At 45.3% G+C, this 17923-nt stretch carries 14 protein-coding genes; 10 read left to right on the top strand and 4 right to left on the bottom strand.

The window, feature by feature from the left end; genetic code table 11:
• The first annotated feature begins 32 nt into the window (after nt 1-32).
• From GO003_RS19110 to GO003_RS19095, 4 genes are all read left to right on the top strand, one after another.
• Entirely contained in the window at nt 33-560 is a 528-nt protein-coding gene (locus GO003_RS19110; protein WP_159653885.1) for a hypothetical protein, read from the top strand.
• 107 nt (nt 561-667) lie between these two features.
• Nucleotides 668-1219 carry a putative adhesin gene (locus tag GO003_RS19105; RefSeq protein ID WP_159653883.1) on the top strand — a complete coding sequence of 184 codons (552 nt, stop codon included), beginning with the start codon at nt 668-670 and terminating at the stop codon, nt 1217-1219.
• A gap of 291 nt (nt 1220-1510) precedes the next feature.
• Nucleotides 1511-2140, top strand: coding sequence for a Uma2 family endonuclease (locus tag GO003_RS19100; RefSeq protein WP_159653881.1), 630 nt, complete (start codon nt 1511-1513; stop codon nt 2138-2140).
• Nucleotides 2141-2414: 274 nt separating this feature from the next.
• Complete coding sequence (locus GO003_RS19095) at nt 2415-4355, top strand: type VI secretion system Vgr family protein (RefSeq protein WP_159653879.1); 1941 nt, start codon at nt 2415-2417, stop codon at nt 4353-4355.
• On the opposite strand, the gene GO003_RS19090 is transcribed toward GO003_RS19095, so the two are convergent.
• Nucleotides 4348-4497 carry a hypothetical protein gene (locus tag GO003_RS19090; RefSeq protein ID WP_159653877.1) on the bottom strand — a complete coding sequence of 50 codons (150 nt, stop codon included), beginning with the start codon at nt 4495-4497 and terminating at the stop codon, nt 4348-4350. The two genes, GO003_RS19095 and GO003_RS19090, sit on opposite strands and share 8 nt — an antisense overlap.
• Nucleotides 4498-4545: 48 nt before the next feature.
• Complete coding sequence (locus GO003_RS19085) at nt 4546-6438, bottom strand: serine/threonine protein kinase (RefSeq protein WP_159653875.1); 1893 nt, start codon at nt 6436-6438, stop codon at nt 4546-4548.
• A 432-nt stretch (nt 6439-6870) separates the two neighbouring features.
• On the opposite strand from GO003_RS19085, the gene GO003_RS19080 reads away from it, so the two are divergent.
• The 5 genes from GO003_RS19080 (at nt 6871) to GO003_RS19060 (ending at nt 13664) form a co-directional block, all read left to right on the top strand.
• A complete protein-coding gene (locus GO003_RS19080; protein WP_159653873.1) occupies nt 6871-8202 on the top strand; it encodes an autotransporter outer membrane beta-barrel domain-containing protein in 1332 nt (443 codons plus the stop codon).
• Between the two features lie 257 nt (nt 8203-8459).
• Entirely contained in the window at nt 8460-9044 is a 585-nt protein-coding gene (locus GO003_RS19075; protein WP_159653871.1) for a DUF6931 family protein, read from the top strand.
• Nucleotides 9045-9224: 180 nt separating this feature from the next.
• Nucleotides 9225-9521: a PAAR domain-containing protein gene (locus GO003_RS19070; RefSeq protein ID WP_407942105.1), complete on the top strand. Its 297-nt coding sequence runs from the start codon at nt 9225-9227 to the stop codon at nt 9519-9521.
• Nucleotides 9522-9816: 295 nt separating this feature from the next.
• Nucleotides 9817-12387, top strand: a complete 2571-nt coding sequence (locus GO003_RS26435) for a chemotaxis protein CheB (protein ID WP_231089088.1) — start codon at nt 9817-9819, stop codon at nt 12385-12387.
• Nucleotides 12384-13664 (top strand): two-component system sensor histidine kinase NtrB, encoded by a 1281-nt coding sequence (locus tag GO003_RS19060; protein WP_159653869.1) that lies wholly within the window; start codon nt 12384-12386, stop codon nt 13662-13664. Before GO003_RS26435 ends, GO003_RS19060 begins: the two co-directional genes overlap by 4 nt.
• Nucleotides 13665-13888: 224 nt before the next feature.
• Here GO003_RS19060 and GO003_RS19055 read toward each other — a convergent pair whose 3' ends face one another.
• Entirely contained in the window at nt 13889-14485 is a 597-nt protein-coding gene (locus GO003_RS19055) for a response regulator transcription factor (protein WP_231089087.1), read from the bottom strand.
• 11 nt (nt 14486-14496) lie between these two features.
• Complete coding sequence (locus tag GO003_RS19050) at nt 14497-16335, bottom strand: PAS domain S-box protein (RefSeq protein WP_231089086.1); 1839 nt, start codon at nt 16333-16335, stop codon at nt 14497-14499.
• Nucleotides 16336-17292: 957 nt separating this feature from the next.
• On the opposite strand from GO003_RS19050, the gene GO003_RS19045 reads away from it, so the two are divergent.
• Complete coding sequence (locus GO003_RS19045; protein WP_159653863.1) at nt 17293-17892, top strand: PAS domain-containing protein; 600 nt, start codon at nt 17293-17295, stop codon at nt 17890-17892.
• Nucleotides 17893-17923: the final 31 nt, after the last annotated feature.

Here is a 17923-nt window from a genome sequence, read left to right as displayed (position 1 = left end):
AATCGTACAAAAACAGAAAAGGGGCATTAAAAATGCTAGAAGTGAAATTTTATCCAGGCGAAGGGCTAGAAGTGAACGACTTATTTCAAGCCTACATGACAGCAAAGAAATATATTTATCAGTCACCTCGTGGCAAAGAGATTTTTGACGCATTAGAAGACAATTTGAATCAAAAAACGGTATTACATGTAGATCCAACCACGGATTCCACTTTCCAGCATCAGGTTGCCTCAATCAAATTTGATGCTTATTGGAATCCAATCAAACTTTTCAAACTAAAGCCAAAGGGGATTCAGTCTCCCGCTCTAGGTTTGATTCATGAACTTGGCCATGCTTTGCAATGCCAAACAAAGTTAGCTTGGTATGAGGAGCGATCCACGGGTGAACGTTATCTCGAAATTGAAGAGGACAATGTCGCTACCAATGAAACCCCTATAGCAATTCATAAAAATGAACCAGTGCGCATCCAGTATAGGGACTTTATTGGCGCAAACTGGTTTACCGGAAGAGCCTTTACAGGTATGTCGTTACAGCAGAAGGTAATTTATTCTCAGAAATAAACTAATAGTGCCAGGAGTTTTTAGTTTGCAGACGGGCAGTTGTGTAACCCTCTTTTTGTTGCCAAACATAAATGGCTAATTAGGATTGTTTTTATAGGATTAAGAATATGAAAAATATTTTCGTTGTAGGTCATGGCTTCATATGGGAACCAGAACAAAACTTTATGGTATTCCCTAAGTGTGCCGTCACTTTTTATTGTAAAGATGAAAAAATGTTTGATTCACAATGGGAAGATGTTGTCATAGATAAAGTTAAAAAAGGAGAAATACTAAGCTCTAGTGATATCTCTCGTGCTAAGGATGATTGGGAAGTATCGACATTTACTTCATCAGATATTTGCAAAAATTATATGCTTACCCGTCCAGGATCCATTGCGTTGACTGTCCCCTTTAAAGATACAAAAGCAATAGTAACGGATTTATCCGGCAAAGTTACTAGTATCGCGGCTGTCGAGAATGGAGATACCTTGTGTATTAAAAATGGGGGTGGTAATGATACATCGAGTCTTCCCTATACCAGCTTACTTTCCTTAATGCACCGTATCTCTCGCGATAATCTTGATATACATATACATTGGCTTGCCTGTCGATCACCTATGAGTGAATTGGGTGCAGTAATTAGTCAAGCAAAAAGTTATCCAGCTCTGCGTAAAAGATAGTATTTTCCGAATTAAATGAAATTGAATCTGGCGTATCAATAATTTTCAGTTTTCTATTTTTCTCATGCAGGCTAATTGTTCTGTTGATAGCTTATTAAGATACCTTTCTGCCAAGAGGCAAACTAGGCTAGGCAGGCTAGGAACTTGTCCGAGAATGGAAAGCCTGAAAAATCTGGCACAATATGCAGTATATTTTCTCAATTATGGGAACTATAAATTGTGTTAGAAACTTTGAAATTCGTATTCTCGGATACTCAATCTATGCGATTCTTTGAATAAAGAGGTAATTTTATGGTTGCCAATTTAAATAATGCAATCAACCAAAATTCATACATAAGACCTGTGGTTCTGCACTGGCCGCCTTCGATGCGCTTGGTTAATGATCAGTTTTTTGAATTTTGTCAGGCAAACAAAGAATTACGTATAGAACGCAATGCTCACGGAGATTGTGAAATTATGGCTCCGACAGGCGGTGTAACGGGTTGGCGAAATTCCGGGTTGACTGCTCAACTCTATAATTGGGCAGAATCAGAGGGCAGCGGCGTTGTGTTTGACTCATCCTGTGGGTTTGTTTTGCCTAATGGAGCGATTCGCTCGCCCGATGTGTCTTGGGTTAAAAAGTCACGCCTGGCAACTTTAACGCCCGAGCAAAAACAAGGTTTTTTGCCGCTGTGTCCCGATTTTGTGATTGAGTTGCGCTCACCTAGCGATAACTTAAAAACCTTGCAGGATAAAATGCAGGAATTTATGGAAAACGGTGCAAGTTTGGGCTGGTTAATCGACACGGAAGCAAGACAGGTTTTAGTTTTTAAGCCTCAAAAAAGAATATTCAGGTTGGAAAAGCCGGAGTTTCTGTCTGCGGATGAAGTGTTGAAGGGTTTAGAGCTGGCTATGAAAAAAATATGGGATTTTGAGTTTTAGGAACGACTTCTTGATGGCTGACAATGAGAGAATCGTATTGAAGAGATTGATCTTGAAAAAGTTTTGGAGAAATTGAAGGTATATGGCTGTTAGAAAAACGGGTGTTTTACTTCTGGTAGGAAGAGTTATTGATGCACCTGTTTAAACTTTCGTTTATGTTTATAAAGTTGAAAGTAATCTCATGTCCATTCCTAAACTTGGTTAAGTCGAAGAAAAAAAGTCCATTTGTGCCTAGTCACTATTAGACGTTATTTTATCTGGAATTATTTCAATTATGAGCCAAAACAACCGAACCGTTACCGCAACCACTCCGTTGGGAAAAGACCAGCTCATCTTTTATGGAATGACCGGTACTGAAAAAATAGGACGGATATTTGAGTTTGAAGTTGACTTGATTCGCGAGATAAAACTGGGCAGTGTCAAAGCTGATCAGCTGCTCGGTAAGGGGTTGACCGTTAAACTTGAGCTGAAAAATGGTGATCGTTATTTTAACGGCGAGATCGTCCAGTTCAAACACACCGGTTTTCGCGGTGACTATATCTGCTACCGCGCAACTTTAAAGCCGTGGTTATGGTATCTGAGCTTAAATGCCAACAGCCGTATTTTTCAGGATAAATCCGTAGTTGATGTTATCAAGGCTGTTTTGGCTGAATATTCCTTTGCCGATGTTGAATATAAAATTGAAGGCTCTTACGAACCTTTGGATTATTGTGTGCAGTACCGCGAAAGTGATTTTGATTTTATCAGCCGCCTGATGGAGCATGACGGGATTTTTTATTATTTCAAACATCAAAATAACAAGCATACATTGGTCATTACCGACTCAAACAGTGACTGGCAATCGATTTCAGGCTATCAGACTATTCCTTTTTTTCCGCCCGGCAACATCGGCAACAGAGAGCAGGATCATATCCATGAATGGCTCAGTGAAAGTCAGGTGACTGCCGGTAAATATGAGCTCAATGATTTTGACTTCGAGACGCCCAGCACGGATTTAACCAGTAAAAAACATAATCTCAAGGGTTTTTCCAATAACAGTCAGGAAGTCTATGACTTTCCAGGTAAATACACCAAGGCATCCGTGGGTACCAAGCTTACGGAAAAGCGTCTGGAAGAAACGCAAATGGCTTATTCGTTAAAACAAGGCCAGGGGAATGCGGCAGGTGTGATACCCGGAATGAAATTTAAGCTGACCGATTATTACTTTGCTGAAGAAAATAAAGAACATGTCATTGCTTCGGCGTCCTATACCATCATGGGTGATGCTTTGGCTTCCGGTATGGGTGGAGGCGGCGAAATATTTCAGTGTCAATTCACCGCAATAGATGCAAGTCAGGTCTATCGGTCTCAAAGAATAACACCTAAACCGGTTATTGCCGGTTCTCAGACGGCGATTGTTGCAGGCAAGTCCGGTGAAGAAATCTGGACCGATAAGTACGGTCGGGTCAAAGTTCAGTTTCACTGGGACAGGGACGGGCAGTCAGATGAAACCAGTTCCTGCTGGGTGCGGGTTTCTCAGCCTATGGCCGGTAAAAAATGGGGCTGGATTTCACTGCCCAGGATGGGGCAGGAAGTCGTTGTCAGTTTTCTTGAAGGCGATCCGGATCAGCCTCTGATAACCGGCCGCGTCTATAACGGCGACCAACTGCCCCCTTACGAGTTACCGGCTAACCAAACGCAAAGCGGTATTAAGACGCGCAGTTCCAAAAATGGGTCTGCTGAAAATTTTAATGAGTTGCGTTTTGAGGACAAAAAAGACTCGGAAGAAATTTATATCCACGCCGAAAAAGACTTCAATTGCGTGATAGAAAACAACGAGACCCGTAAAATCGGTCTCGATAAAAAAGACAAAGGTGATCAAACGATTGAAATTCAAAATCACCGAACGGTAACCTTGAATGAAGGCACTGATACGCTGACGGTCAAAATGGGCGATCGCAAAGCCCAAATTGATCAAGGTGATGATTCTACTCAGGTAAAAGCCGGAGATCATTCCGTCAAGGTAGACGTGGGCAAAAGTACAATAGAAGCCATGACCTCGATTGAGTTAAAAGTCGGTGGTAACAGCATTAAGATCGAGCAATCCGGTATTACGATAAAAGGCATGATGGTAACTGTTCAAGGCGATACCAAACTGGATGCCAAAAGCCCGATGACCACCGTTAACGGCGACGGCATGCTGACGCTGAAAGGCGGCATCATTATGATCAACTGAGCTCTCGCTGTGTTTTCATTTCGAAGTTTTCATCCAGAAGGATGATCGCAACGCTGGTCGGCAAACCAAACGGGTCCAGTGTGAACGCAATCATGCTGAGGCCGATAACGCTAGGCGCACTGGACGATGCGATTCCTGCCACACCAGAAGGCCTCATCTTCAGGTGAATTGAAACACCTGTCTAAAGAATTTAGAACAAGCTGATGGTTTCCGATGCGTCTTTGCGCAAATAGGAGTAATTGACGATGATTTTCCAGCTGTATTCGCCATCGAACTTGACGGAATTCCAGGCCGCTATCTTGTAAAACTCAGTATCACCGTCTACAAAACTGTAGTAGCCGATACTGTCATCCTCTACTAACGTCAGTCGGGCGAATGCCAGCAACGAAGGCGAGCTCCAAATGCCTTGATCGATAAAAAGATTAGTGCCGACTAATTTAGAATTCGCATCATACAAAATCAGGCCATCGCTGCGCATGATCCAGATATCTCTGGGGCGATCAACCGATTTTAGAACGGTCGGGAAAAAATCAGGAAATACCTTTTCCGGATACATGACGGCTTCAATATAGTTGACGATATTGCCGTTTTCAAAGATGGGGGTGCGAAAAACCAGTGACAGGCGATCATTTTCGACATTGACGATGGGGGCCAGGCTGTTTTCACCGGAGGCAGAAAAGAGGGTGAAGACTTCTGACGCTTTTCGCAGAGCGAACGAGTCGAACCGGGGGTAACGATTATGCAGCTCCTTCATGACCACCTGCTCTGAAGTACTGTCAGCGCTAATTTTAGCGGCGGCCTGTTTCATATCTGAAATCAAGCCGGCTGTTTTTGAGGCGATGGCGACAGCAATCGTTTTCGCTTGCTGTTGTGATAGTTCGCCGTAAGCGGTGACCAGGCTTAACGCTTGTTCGGCCTCTGTTTTGGCATTGTGCATTTGTTTCGCATAATGGACAGAAAAGCCTGCGCCGGCGGAGATGGTTAAAAAGAGCAGGACAGTCATGACGACCGTAAATTTATTCTGCGCCAGAAAACGGCTTAATAATTCCTGTTTTGAGTAAGCATAAATATTGACCATCCGGCCCTCGCGAAACGCTTTTAACTGTCCTGCCAACTCGCCAGCATTGGCAAAGCGTAACGCAGGCTCTTTATGCGTCGCCTTTTCACAAATTGCGATTAATTCGGGTGGAGCGGATGAATTAAACAGTTTTGGGGACGGTGTTCGGCTGTCACTTTTAATTGCCTGTTCAATGTCATCCAATGACCCCCGGTAGGGTAAAGTGCCGGTAATGATTCTGAATAAAATGATGCCCAGACTGTAAACATCGCTGGCTTTTCCGGACACGCCGTTGAATTGCTCGGGAGCTATATAGGCGGGGGTTCCCAAAACTTCTGTTGATGCAGTATCGCTTAGCGTATGCCGTTGATGGGTTAACGCTTCCCGGTAAAAGTAAGTATTGTCGTCATCATCAAGCACTTGGGCTAAGCCCCAATCCACTACGATTGTTTCACCAAAACTACCGCTGATGATATTGCCTGGCTTTAAGTCACGGTGAATAACGCCTTTAGCATGCGCATAGGCCAGCGTGTTGCAAACGTCGATCAGCACGCCCAACAATTTCAACCGTTGACTGAAGGTGTCCTCCGTGTCGGACTGGGGCGTTTTTCTGAGCTGTTGTTCCAGCGTCTGGCCTTTGACATAGCGCATTGCATAATAAGGCCTGCCATCTTCTTTACGGCCCAGTTCGTAGACAGGAACAATGCCTGGATGCTCCAGTTTGCCGGTTATCTTGGCTTCATGGACAAATGAGTTTTCAATTTCGGCATCGGCGGGATTCTCGGTTGTGTGGAATTCTTCTAAAAGCTCTTTGACGGCGACGCGTCTGCCGATAGTTTCATCGTAAGCCAGATAAACCCGGCCGACGCCACCTTCACCGATGACGTCGAGAATCGCTAAATGGTCAGAGAAGGCATGATTTGCTTTATTCGACTTTGATTTCTTGACGGTTGATGGCTTTTTACTGAATCGAGTTACGTCATTATCGAAAATTTCTGCTGCTGAATTGGGACGGTCGACACTCATTATGGCCTCAACAAATCGGATGTGGAGCCTACATTATAGTATTGACTCCTTATTTAGATTGACGGCCGCAAAGGTAATATTTAACAATCACTGACGATAGTGAAGCTGATTTCATCACGCCGGAAAATGAAAGGACCCGGTTTAAGGTGTAATTGCTGGACAGACAGGATGCCGTAAATACCCGGCTATTCAGCGGAACTACAAAACCCAGCGTGATGCACTGATTAGCCGGGAGAGCCTAACCCAACTTACATTGAATAATTACAAAAGGTTACAAATCAAGTAAACCTTGCTCTCAGGAAATACAATCCGATCAGATTTTTGAGCTAGAATTTCACTCTTATAAACCTTGCGGGTGCTTTTGCTTTAATAGGCAATTCAGTCCGGAAAACCAAGGATAACGAATAATAAAATAATAATTCCGGGGGGAATATGAAGAAAAAATTGAGCAAAAGGGCGGGTAATCCCTGTTTAAGTTATATGGGGTTGATCGTAATGAGCGGAGGCTTGTCGTTTTCTTCGACGTCATCTGCGCAGTCTATAGAATTGGATCCAACACTATTCAATGAAACACAGATAAATTTGTACAATGCCGTTTCATCCGCCTGCCTTAATGAAATTAGTTCCAGCTCCAGCTTGTGCAGCAGATATTTTGAGATATTTGAACGCGAAATTGATATCAATTCAGCAGAGGGACTCGCTGTCTTTCAAGCCATTTCTCCCGAACAAATCATCCAGCAAGGCACTCAGGCTACGCGTGTGACCGCCGGTCAGGTCGGCCTGGTGGATACTACTATCAAAACCCGTATTTCAAATTTACATGCCGGACTGAATGGCGGCAACACGCAATTGGCGGGTTTGCAGTTTTATCAAAATGGCAAGCCAGCGGGCGGCGCAGCAGGCGATGATTTCGGCTTGGGCGGTAAGTTGGGTGTTTGGTTGAACATGAATATCCAGGTTGGCGATGTTGATACGACTTTTGATCAAGTGGGATTTAATTTCGACAATTACGGGTTTACCGGCGGTGCCGATTACAAGCTGACGGATGATCTGGTGGTGGGTGCTGCGTTCAGTTATTTGAGTTCCAATTCCGAGTTCGGCAGAAATCAGGGGGATACGACGACCGATACCTACACTGGATCGATCTATGGAACCTACTATTTTTGGGATAATTTTCACCTGGATGCCATCGCTTCTTACGGCGGTAGCGACTACGAAACAACCCGAAGAATTTCATATGCGACGGTCAATACCCAAGCCAATGCCACTCCCGGCGGTAATCAGCAGTCTTACAGCTTAGGCATCGGTTATGATTTTGCTTTTGGCGCATTGACTGCAACACCCTATTTCAGAGGTAATTATCTCGGCGTTGCGGTGGATTCTTACCGTGAAACCGGCGGTCAAGGCTGGGGTATGGCATTCAGTGATCAGACCATAGATTCATGGACATCGACTTTAGGCGCTGAATCCTCCTACGCTTTTAGTTTGCCATTTGGTGTCGTATTGGCTCAAGTCAGAGCCGAATGGCATCATCAATATAAGGACGGAAGCCGTAATATCGGTGCCAGTTTTATAGATGACCCAAGCGGACAGAGCTTTAATGTAGTGACCCAAAGCGGAGACCGAAATTACGCTACGCTAGGCACCGGGCTTTCAGGTCAGTTTGCCGACGGACTCTCTGGATTTGTTTCTTATGACGTGATGCTCGGTTATCAGGATATCAGTAGCCACAGCATCAATTTAGGCGCGAGGATGGAATTTTAAGGGTCATTTTTCGGGTAGGATCTGCCCGTAGGAGCGGGCCATGCCCGCGATAGGATGTGGTTCAATCGCGGACATGGCCCGCTCCTACAAAATACGCTTAACTTAACGGCATTGGGTTTGGCTTTGTTGGTCAAGCAGGGTAGATTGGATGAGGCAATAGCTTTAAACTAATTATCACGAATCACAACGAAAAGTGAAAGTGTCCGGTTTAGGGAACACTTTCCTGGTAACAGATGGTCTTCAGTCGAGAATTATAAATGTCCGAAAAGAACCTGGTTAAAATCAAGCATCCAACGGCAGTTTCAGTCTGTTCAGGTCTTGAATTGGAAGGCGAGGCATTGCAATTATTAACAGACGCCACCACTCCGGCTGACTATTTGTCACAGCTGATTGAAAAAGAGCTTTATCCTGATGCGGTCCGATTTTTGGCCGGCGCGCTACCGAAACGCGAAGCGACCTGGTGGGCCTGCTTGTCGGCCCGCAAAGGCCTGAATGAAAACTCACCGGCTACCGATACCCAGGCTGTTCAATTGGCAGAGGCCTGGGTTTATAAGCCGACTGATGAAAACCGGACAAAAGCTTTAGCGGCTGCCGAAGCAACGCGGCTTAAAACTGCTGCAGGTTGGGCGGCTATGGCGGCTTTCTGGAGCGGCGGAAATATATCGCCGGTTGAAGGAACGGTTGTGCCACCTGCCGATGAGTTAAGCGGTAAGGCGGTTGTCGGTGCAGTGATGCTGGCGGCGGTTCAAAATGGGCCAGAGCATGTTAAAGGCAATTATCAGTGCTTTTTGAAGCAAGGCCTCGATATAGCGGCAGGCGGTGACGGACGTTCCGTCCAATAATAATGCTGCAATTGTTTAATAGACATACCTGCTCACCCCCTCCAATTTTATTGGGTGTAGTGGTTGATTGAAAATCTTCTGCAATAGGGATGTTTTCACGCGTCCTTTGAAATTAAGCACCTACACCCTCAATTCAAAGACGGCGTGTAATTTGCGTTAGACATTAACTCAACCGGAGGAATGATGGGACAACCCGCTGCCAGACTGACCGATATGCATGTATGCCCTATGACTACCGGGCCCGTTCCTCATGTCGGCGGACCTATTATTGCTCCGGGTGCGCCGAATGTCCTCATCGGAGGGCTCCCTGCGGCCCGGGTCAGCGATATGGCGGTTTGTGTAGGGCCGCCTGATTCAATTATCAAAGGATCGGCAACCGTTATGATAGGAGGTATGCCGGCCGCCAGAATGGGTGACTCGACTGCTCACGGCGGCACTATCGTGATAGGCTGTCCGACCGTGCTGATCGGCGGATGAATCCGGACCCTATACTTTTCATTTCGTTTTTAACCAGGATTCGGTTTAGAATAGCACTGTTAAATGGCCGGTTTTCCTGGAAAATCAGATAGCCACAAGCGCATTTTCTGTGCGGCTTTATATTAATCACTGCGATCAACATCCTGGCTACATTGTCTCGATCGAGTCATTAAACGTGCGCGCATGTCCAGCAGGTACCTAATAACCTGAAAACGGCAGAAATGCGGTCAGAATTACCGGTCGACTTCAACCCATCAATGCAATTCAAAGTTCAGAACTAAAATGGCTAAAGTTTGTGACTAATCCAACGCGTAAAAACCCGGCTAAAGATAACAGTACGCCACCGATTGTCGGCATAGGCGCTTCTGCTGGCGGACTTGAGGCGCTGGAAGCATTTTTTAGTCATGTTCCGTTAGAAAGCGGTATTGGTTTTGTGGTCATTCAGCATCAGGATCCCAATTACAAAGGCATGTTACCCGAGTTACTGCAGCGATCCACGTCTATGAAAGTCGTCCCTGCAAGCAACCGTATCAAGGTCAAGCCAAATTGTATTTATGTCACTCCGCCCAATAAGGATTTGTCAATACTGCACGGTATGCTTTATTTAATGGATCCTGTTAATCCACGCGGATTGCGGCTGCCTATCGATTTTTTTCTGCGGGCATTGGCGGAAGATCAGCACGAACGAGCTGCCGGTGTCATTCTTTCCGGAATGGGCAGCGACGGTACACTGGGGCTACGTGCTATCAAAGAAAACGCCGGGCTGGTTCTGGTGCAGGAACCGTCGTCAGCCAAGTTTGAAGGAATGCCGCGTAGCGCCATCAATGCCGGTTTGGCCGATATTATTGCCCCGGCGGAGGATCTGCCGCAGCGGCTTACGGCTTATTTTAAACATTCTCCAAAGGGTTTACAGCAAGAACCGGAACCGATTCTGGCGCTTAAATCGCAAAGTGCGCTTGAGCAGATTATCATTTTACTGCGCGAACACACCGGCAACGATTTTCTGCTTTATAAGAAAAATACTATCTACCGGCGAATCGAACGGCGTATGGGTTTGCATCAGATCAACACCATTGCCGGGTATGTGGGTTTTCTGCGCGAAAATCCGCAAGAGCTGGATTTGCTCTTCAAGGAACTTCTTATCGGCGTTACCAGTTTTTTTCGCGACCCGCAGGTGTGGGAACAATTAAAAAACGAGGCGATTCCAGCGATTTTTGCTGCTTACCCGAACGGAAAAGAACTGCGCGCCTGGGTGCCGGCCTGTTCAACCGGTGAGGAAGCCTATTCTTTGGCCATAGTCTTTAAAGAGGCATTAAAAAAAGTTAAACCTCACGCAGAATTTTCGCTGCAAATTTTTGCTACTGACCTTGATGAAGATGGGATTGAAAAGGCTCGGCAAGGCTTTTACCCCGGCAATGTCAGCGCCGATGTTTCCCAGGAACGGCTGGATCGTTTTTTTACGGTTGAAGACAATGGCTACCGAATTAATAAAGAAATCCGGGAAAAAGTGATCTTTGCGCATCAGAACCTTATCATGGATCCGCCTTTTACCAAGCTGGATATCCTCAGTTGCCGTAACCTGCTAATTTACCTGGGGCCGGATTTACAGAAAAGGCTAATTCCGCTATTTCACTATTCGCTGAATGAGAAAGGCGTTCTGATGCTCGGTAGTGCCGAAACCATAGGCGGCTTTACCCAATTATTCAAGCCGGTGGAAAATAATTCGCGGCTGTACTGGCGGATTGATAATCAGCTAAAAATGCTGCAAGTCGATTTTCCTATCAAGTATTTCCCTGTCGCCGCGTTGGCAAGAGATGAGCCGGGCAATGCTCGCCTGATGATCAAGAATCCCATTTTTAATTTGCAAGTTTTAGCGGATCAGTTGATTCTCCAGAATTTTGCGCCGGCAGCCGTAATGATCAATGCCGAAGGGGATATTCTTTACATCAACGGCCGTACCGGTCTGTATCTGGAACCCGCAGCCGGAAAGGCCAATTGGAACATTCATGCGATGGCGCGCGAGGAGATTCGTTATGATTTGGCTGTCGCATTGAAAAAAGCCATGCAGCAGGTCGAGCCTGTGCTTGTTTCCAATTTAACATTAACCACCAATGGCAGCCCTCATACTATCAACCTGATCGTACAGGCCATTCAAAAACCCGAAGCGCTGCGCACTATGTTCATCGTTGTGTTTCAGGCGGTCCCATCAACCGTAGCGAGCAAGCAGAAAGTCAAATCCTCCAGCGCTATGCAAAAAATGCTGCAAGAGGAATTACAACAGGTCAGGGATGAATTGCAAGTGACACGGGAGGAAATGCAAACCTCTCAGGAAGAGCTTAAATCCGCCAATGAGGAACTGCAATCGTCCAACGAAGAGCTGCAATCCACTAATGAGGAATTGACCACCTCCAAGGAAGAAATGCAGTCCTTGAATGAAGAGCTGCAAACCTGCAATATCGAACTGCAATCCAAAGTCGATGATCTGACCTGGGTTAACAATGACATGAAAAACTTGTTGGACAGCATGGAAATTGCCACCGTATTTTTGGATAATTTTTTGAATATTCGACGCTACACTACCCATGCTACCCACCTTTTTAAACTGATTCCGGGTGATGTGGGGCGTCCGCTCTCCGATATTGTCACTGAACTGGATTATCCGCAATTATTAACGGATGCTCGCGAGGTTCTGAGAACCTTGGTCTATTCCGACAAGCAAATCGTTACCCACGATGGCCGATGGTATAAAGTGCGGATCATGCCTTACCGGACGCAGGATTACGTGATCGACGGCGTGGTCATTACCTTGATTGATATTTGTGAAACCAAAGGGTTGGAAGCTAAGTTTCTAGCAGCGAACCCATGAAAAAGACGCCAGGCCGCTTTAAAAAAAATAAATTACGCAAACAAGCAGAAAAGCTGCTTGCGGAAAAGCCTGTAAGAGTAACCGCCAAGCCAAAAGACATCAATAAATTGTTCCACGAGTTGCAGGTTTATCAGATCGAACTGGAAATGCAGAATGAGGAACTGCTGGCGGCGCAAACGCAAGCCTCAGAAACTCTGGAACGCTTTACACAGCTCTATGATTATGCCCCTTCCGGTTATCTTACGCTGGATAAAAACGGTGTCGTCAAGGAAATCAATCTGACCGGCGCATCCATGCTGGGTAAGCCACGCCAGTTCCTCATCGGTTATTCCCTGGTTACGTTGTTGCCTTGCCGCAAGCTGTTCAGAGACTATTTGAAAGAGGTCTGCAGGACCCGTTTTAACGTCTCAATCGAGCTGCAAATCATGCATGCGGATGGCAAATTGCTGGATGTCCAACTGGAGAGCCGAAGAATCAGTAACGGTGATGAAGACGATTGCTTTATTCACACCATCATGACGGATATTTCCAGACGTAAAGCCCTGGAAAGAACGTTACAGCAACAGCGATCCAATATGGAACATCTGTTACAGCAACAGGTGGCTGCTCAAACCGCTTCGGCTATAGCGCACGATCTCAATCAGCCGCTCAATGCCATTTCGGTCTACAGTGAGGTTGCGGTCCGCTATTTGAATAGCGGATTTGAAAATACCGATCAATTAAAACGCGCTCTGATGGGTTGTATCGATCAGGCGCACCGAGCCGGGCAAAGCCTGCATGAATTACTCGATTTTTTACATAAGGGCGAGCTCATATTCGAGCCGGTGGATTTGAACCTTTTGGTAGAAGAGGCGGTAATGGTGGAAAGTAATGACGGTTTTAGCGGATTTCAGCCGGAATTAGAGTTGGATGATTCGTTACCCCTGGTATTGTGCAGCCAGATTCAAGTTAAAAAAGTGCTGGTCAATTTATTACGCAACAGCGTCGAGGCGGTGCGTGAATCAGGTCAATCAAATGCTTCTATCATTATCAAGGTGAGAACATGGGCCGACTCGAACAGGGCTCAAGTTACGATTCAGGACAATGGGACAGGGATGGATGCTGAAACGATCAAACATATTTTCGATCCTTTTTTTACCACCAAGCCAACCGGTATCGGCTTAGGGCTTGTTATCAGCCGTTCACTGATTGAAGCAAACGGCGGACAGCTTTGGGTTGAATCCGATGCCGGTCCGGGCGCCAAATTCCATTTATCACTGCCATTTGCTCACATGTAGGCTTAGAGTCCATAGGCTGTATCGTAGGAGCGGGCCATGCCCGCGATCGAATGTGGTTCAATCGCGGGTGTGGCCCGACAAAGGTGATGTTCCGTTTAGCTTGCGGTTGGCGATAGCCAATCCAACATTTCAAGGTCATGGCGTTAAGTGTTGGGTTGTGAAAAGCACGCAGCCCAACCTACGCGGGACTTCAATTATAAGACTTGATGATCATTACTTATTTTTTATGCCGCCGTATCCGCAACGATGCGCGCCAGCTCAAGCAAATTATCCACGCCTGTTTTTTGCAAGACTCTGGCTTTGTGAATCTCTACGGTCCGGTGACTGATACCTAACTCTACCGCGATTTGTTTATTCGCTTGACCAATCAGCGCCAGCCTCATAACCTCCTTTTCCCGTTCGGTCAGCGTTGCCAGTAATTTCTGGGCGTGTTGCTGGCTTGCCTGCCTGAAGTGCCAGTTTTTACATTCTTCAAAAGCGAATTCAATACAAGCCATCAGCTTATCCCGTTTGATAGGCTTGATGAGGAAATCAGATGCGCCTTTTTTCATTGCTTTGACGCTCATTGGAATATTGCCGTGTCCGGTGAGAAAAATGATCGGTAACGGCACTTTCAGATCAATCAGCATTTGTTGCAGCTGCATGCCGTCTATTTCCGGCATTTTAATATCGAGAATGACGCAACCCTTCATACCGGATCGGTAGCATTCCAAAAAGGCGTGCGCGCTTTGGAATGCCTGAACTTTCAATTCAGCCTGTTCAATCATTAGCGTCAATGAGTCCAGTACTGCGGTGTCATCATCTATGATAAAGACAGTCATATCCTGTTCGTTCATACGGCAAATGGTAAGGTAAAGTGAAAAATTGCGCCCGGATCGTTCTTTAAATCAAACCAGAGATGACCTCCATTAGACTCAATCAGAGCCCGGCTAATAGTTAATCCCATTCCGATACCTCCTGTTTTAGTTGTAAAAAAGGGTTCAAAGATGCTCTTTACCATGTCTTCTTTCAAGCCCGGACCGTTGTCTTGCAGCGTAATTTGCACGCAATTCTTTTCGGCGATGGATCGCACGGTGAGCGAAATGGCGCCTGGCGCGCTATTTGCGTCGCGGATGGCTTCTATGCTGTTGCGTATCAGATTGATCAATACCATTGCAATTTGAATCCGGTAACCGATAACAGGAGGCAGGCCGGCTTCCAGTTGAAGTTCGGCGTGTACCCCGTCAAAATCATCCGCTTGAATATGGGTGAGGGTATCGATAATCAGTGTATTGATATCAATGAGTTCCAGATTAATTGTGTTGGTATTCAAAACGTTGAGCAATTCGTGCAGAGTGTGGCCGACACGGTGAGCTTGCTCGATACAGCCTTGCAGCGCTTTGTTTAATTGATCAGCATTGATTGTTTTGCTTTGTAATGTTTTCAGGGCGACTTCACTGTAAGCTGAAATGGCTGTCAATGGCTGGTTCAGTTCATGTGCTATGGCCGATGCAGTCTGGTTGGCGACTTGCTGCTTAAGTAAAGTCCCCAGCGCTGTCCGGTTTCTCTGGCTTTTCTGTTCGCTGAGTTTGCGTTTACTAATATCCTGAACCACCCCGACTATCCGGCTTGCCTGTTGACCCTCATAGAAAATATGACTGTTGACTGAAATCCAGGTTTCATGATGCTTTTGTTGATTGATGACCCGGTATTCGATTTCATATTCATGAGTGCCGTTTTTTAGCGTTTCCGCAAAGACCCAATCTCTGCTCGTTTTGTCTTCCGGATGTATGGACGCTGTTAATTTTTCGTAACTGAGCGGTTCATCCGAAGTAAACCCCCAAATATCGTAAATGAAACGATCACACTGAATTTTATTTTGGATCAAATCAATATCAAAAATACCGAGCTTTGCGGCACGTTTGGCCAGTTCCAATCGCTCCTCGCTGCATTTTAAGGCATGGGACGTGAGAGTGCGCGCGGAAATATCCATCACAACCGCTACTGTGCCGGATGGCCGTCTCAATGCATCGCATATTCGCGAAACTGAAAGAGTGACCCAGGCCGGTTCCTCTTTATTTTGCTGATAGCGCGTTTCGAAAGTAAACGAGTGATCAAACTTTACCAGGCGTTGAAAAAGTTCAAAATGCCGTGGACGGTCATCGGGGTGAGTCAGTGTCAGCATGTTCATGCCTAATAACGCGTGTTGATCAAGATGTGTGATAGTGCTAAAACAATTATTGGCCAGGGTTATGTTGCCTATCAGATCAGTTCGGACAAAGCCGACGATGGCTTGGTCGATCATTGCGCGTTGGCTTTCTGCATTTTCGCTGATTCGCTGCGTTTGTGGCCAATGAGTGGATATATCGTAAAGTGTAATCAGAATGAAAACTTTGTTTGGCGTTTGCAGATCGCTAGACCGGATATCTATCTGAAACTGTGAGCCATCGCTGCGTTGTGCGAAAAGCAGCCTTCCCTGATCGGCCAGACGCTTGTCCTGCGGATTTTGATGTTGCTGCCAGATACGATGCGTCAGGTAATAATCGGGAATCAAAGACTCAATCCTAAGTCCGGTCATCGCATCGGCACTGTAGCCAAACATGTTTTGAGCGGCAGGATTTGCCTCAACGATAACGCCCAATTTATCGGTGAGTAGCAGCGCATTAGGAATAACCGCAAAAAGCGCTTGCATATCAGAACCTTCATGCGAATTAACCAAATCGGCTCCTGGTCCAAGCCTTTTAGGCTGAGTAAATTGTCTTGACCGCATGATAAGGGTTTTTACTTATTTGGCAAGTAAGTAAAAACCCTTACGGGTTAAACCGTATAGTTTTGCATGATAAAAAAGAAGTAAACTTTGCAACTATTGTCCTGACACACGGGATAAGTTCAGCGTATTTTGTAGGAGCCGACCATTTTGGGTCTCGGGCAGGGCCGCCTCTCCAATTATTGCTTGTCGGTACAGTGCGATGAGCTTAACTTCAAGGTGCTGTCTCCCAGAAGGAATGATTAGTAGCACTGAATAGTTCAATTTTTACTTTATTAAAAAATTGGTAATTATTCAGCGAAGGTTTTTCGCAACCTAACAATTAACGCCATGGCCTTGAAATGTTGGGTTGGCTTTCGCCAACCGCAACCTACACGGTTCATCACAGTTGTTTTGTTGATCTGCTGAGTAGTTACAAAATTTTAAAGTCATTGATGGGCCAGTAATTCGATCAGCTGTTTGACATGAGTATTTTGAATCGTTCTATTGGTTAGAACGCGGAGGAAATAGCATCATGATGAAATTAATGTTCCCGGTAGTTCTTAGCCGTTAAGGATTTGCAGTCGTAAACAAGCCAAAAACTGGAAATTAACCCCCACGTTTTTTAAGTAAATGCCCTTACGTGTTTGCGCGAATATTTTTTTCTGATTATTCAAGTTAAATTATTCCCCGTCAACTTTGGGGTTGATGCGGTTAAGGATGCTGACTTGCGGTTTCAAATCATTTTAAGAATTTGAAAATTGAAATTAAGGCAGGCAAGGCGAGTGAAAAAATTCGACCTTGAAAACTCGATGTAATCATACATAACGTCTGGGTCAAGCGGTGATATTAGAACTGAGATTTAGAGTCGGTAAAACATAAACGGCATGAAGAGGATATTCAATGAAAAAGATGGTTCAATTCGATCATCCAACAGGCAAAAAGCCGGTGGTTTTAAAGTGTGGTCAGGTTGCTGCGAGGGGCGGGCAATCAGCGAAAAAAATGCTTGCAGGTGTCAAAGGGCAGGTAATTGAAGGTCAGTCCATTCATAAATCAGAATCAAATAGTGTCCCAGAGTGGAAAAACGTGAGGAACAATAAGGATGCATCAGGCAAATGGGCTGCTACTTCAGTTGGAATTGGTGATATCAGGCAAGATGTCATTCATGCAGAAAATGGGGTCTTCATTTTGGATGATAGCTGTGTAATACAGCACTGTAATGGAAAAGGCAGTGAACTGTTCGGTTTTAAACCTAAAAGTCTGATCAGTCATCATGTTGCTAAGGTGCTTCCGCATTTGGCTGATTTGCCTTTGATTTGTAATGAACAAATTAATCCGAGGTTACGGTTTCTGTCTAGAGCCGGTCATTATTTTGAAGCAGTCGGTAATGATGGGGTTCACTTTAAATGCGGGTTGATATTTAATCTCAAAAAATATCAAGACAAGGATTATGTGCAACTTATTATTTGTCCAATATCAGCGGATACCAAGCGAATGCAGTAAGCTTTTTTCGGAATTTTAATAATGGTAATTG

The sequence above is a fragment of the Methylicorpusculum oleiharenae genome (assembly GCF_009828925.2).
GTDB classification, from domain to species: Bacteria; Pseudomonadota; Gammaproteobacteria; order Methylococcales; family Methylomonadaceae; genus Methylicorpusculum; species Methylicorpusculum oleiharenae.
This window is presented reverse-complemented; position numbering and strand designations above follow the sequence as displayed.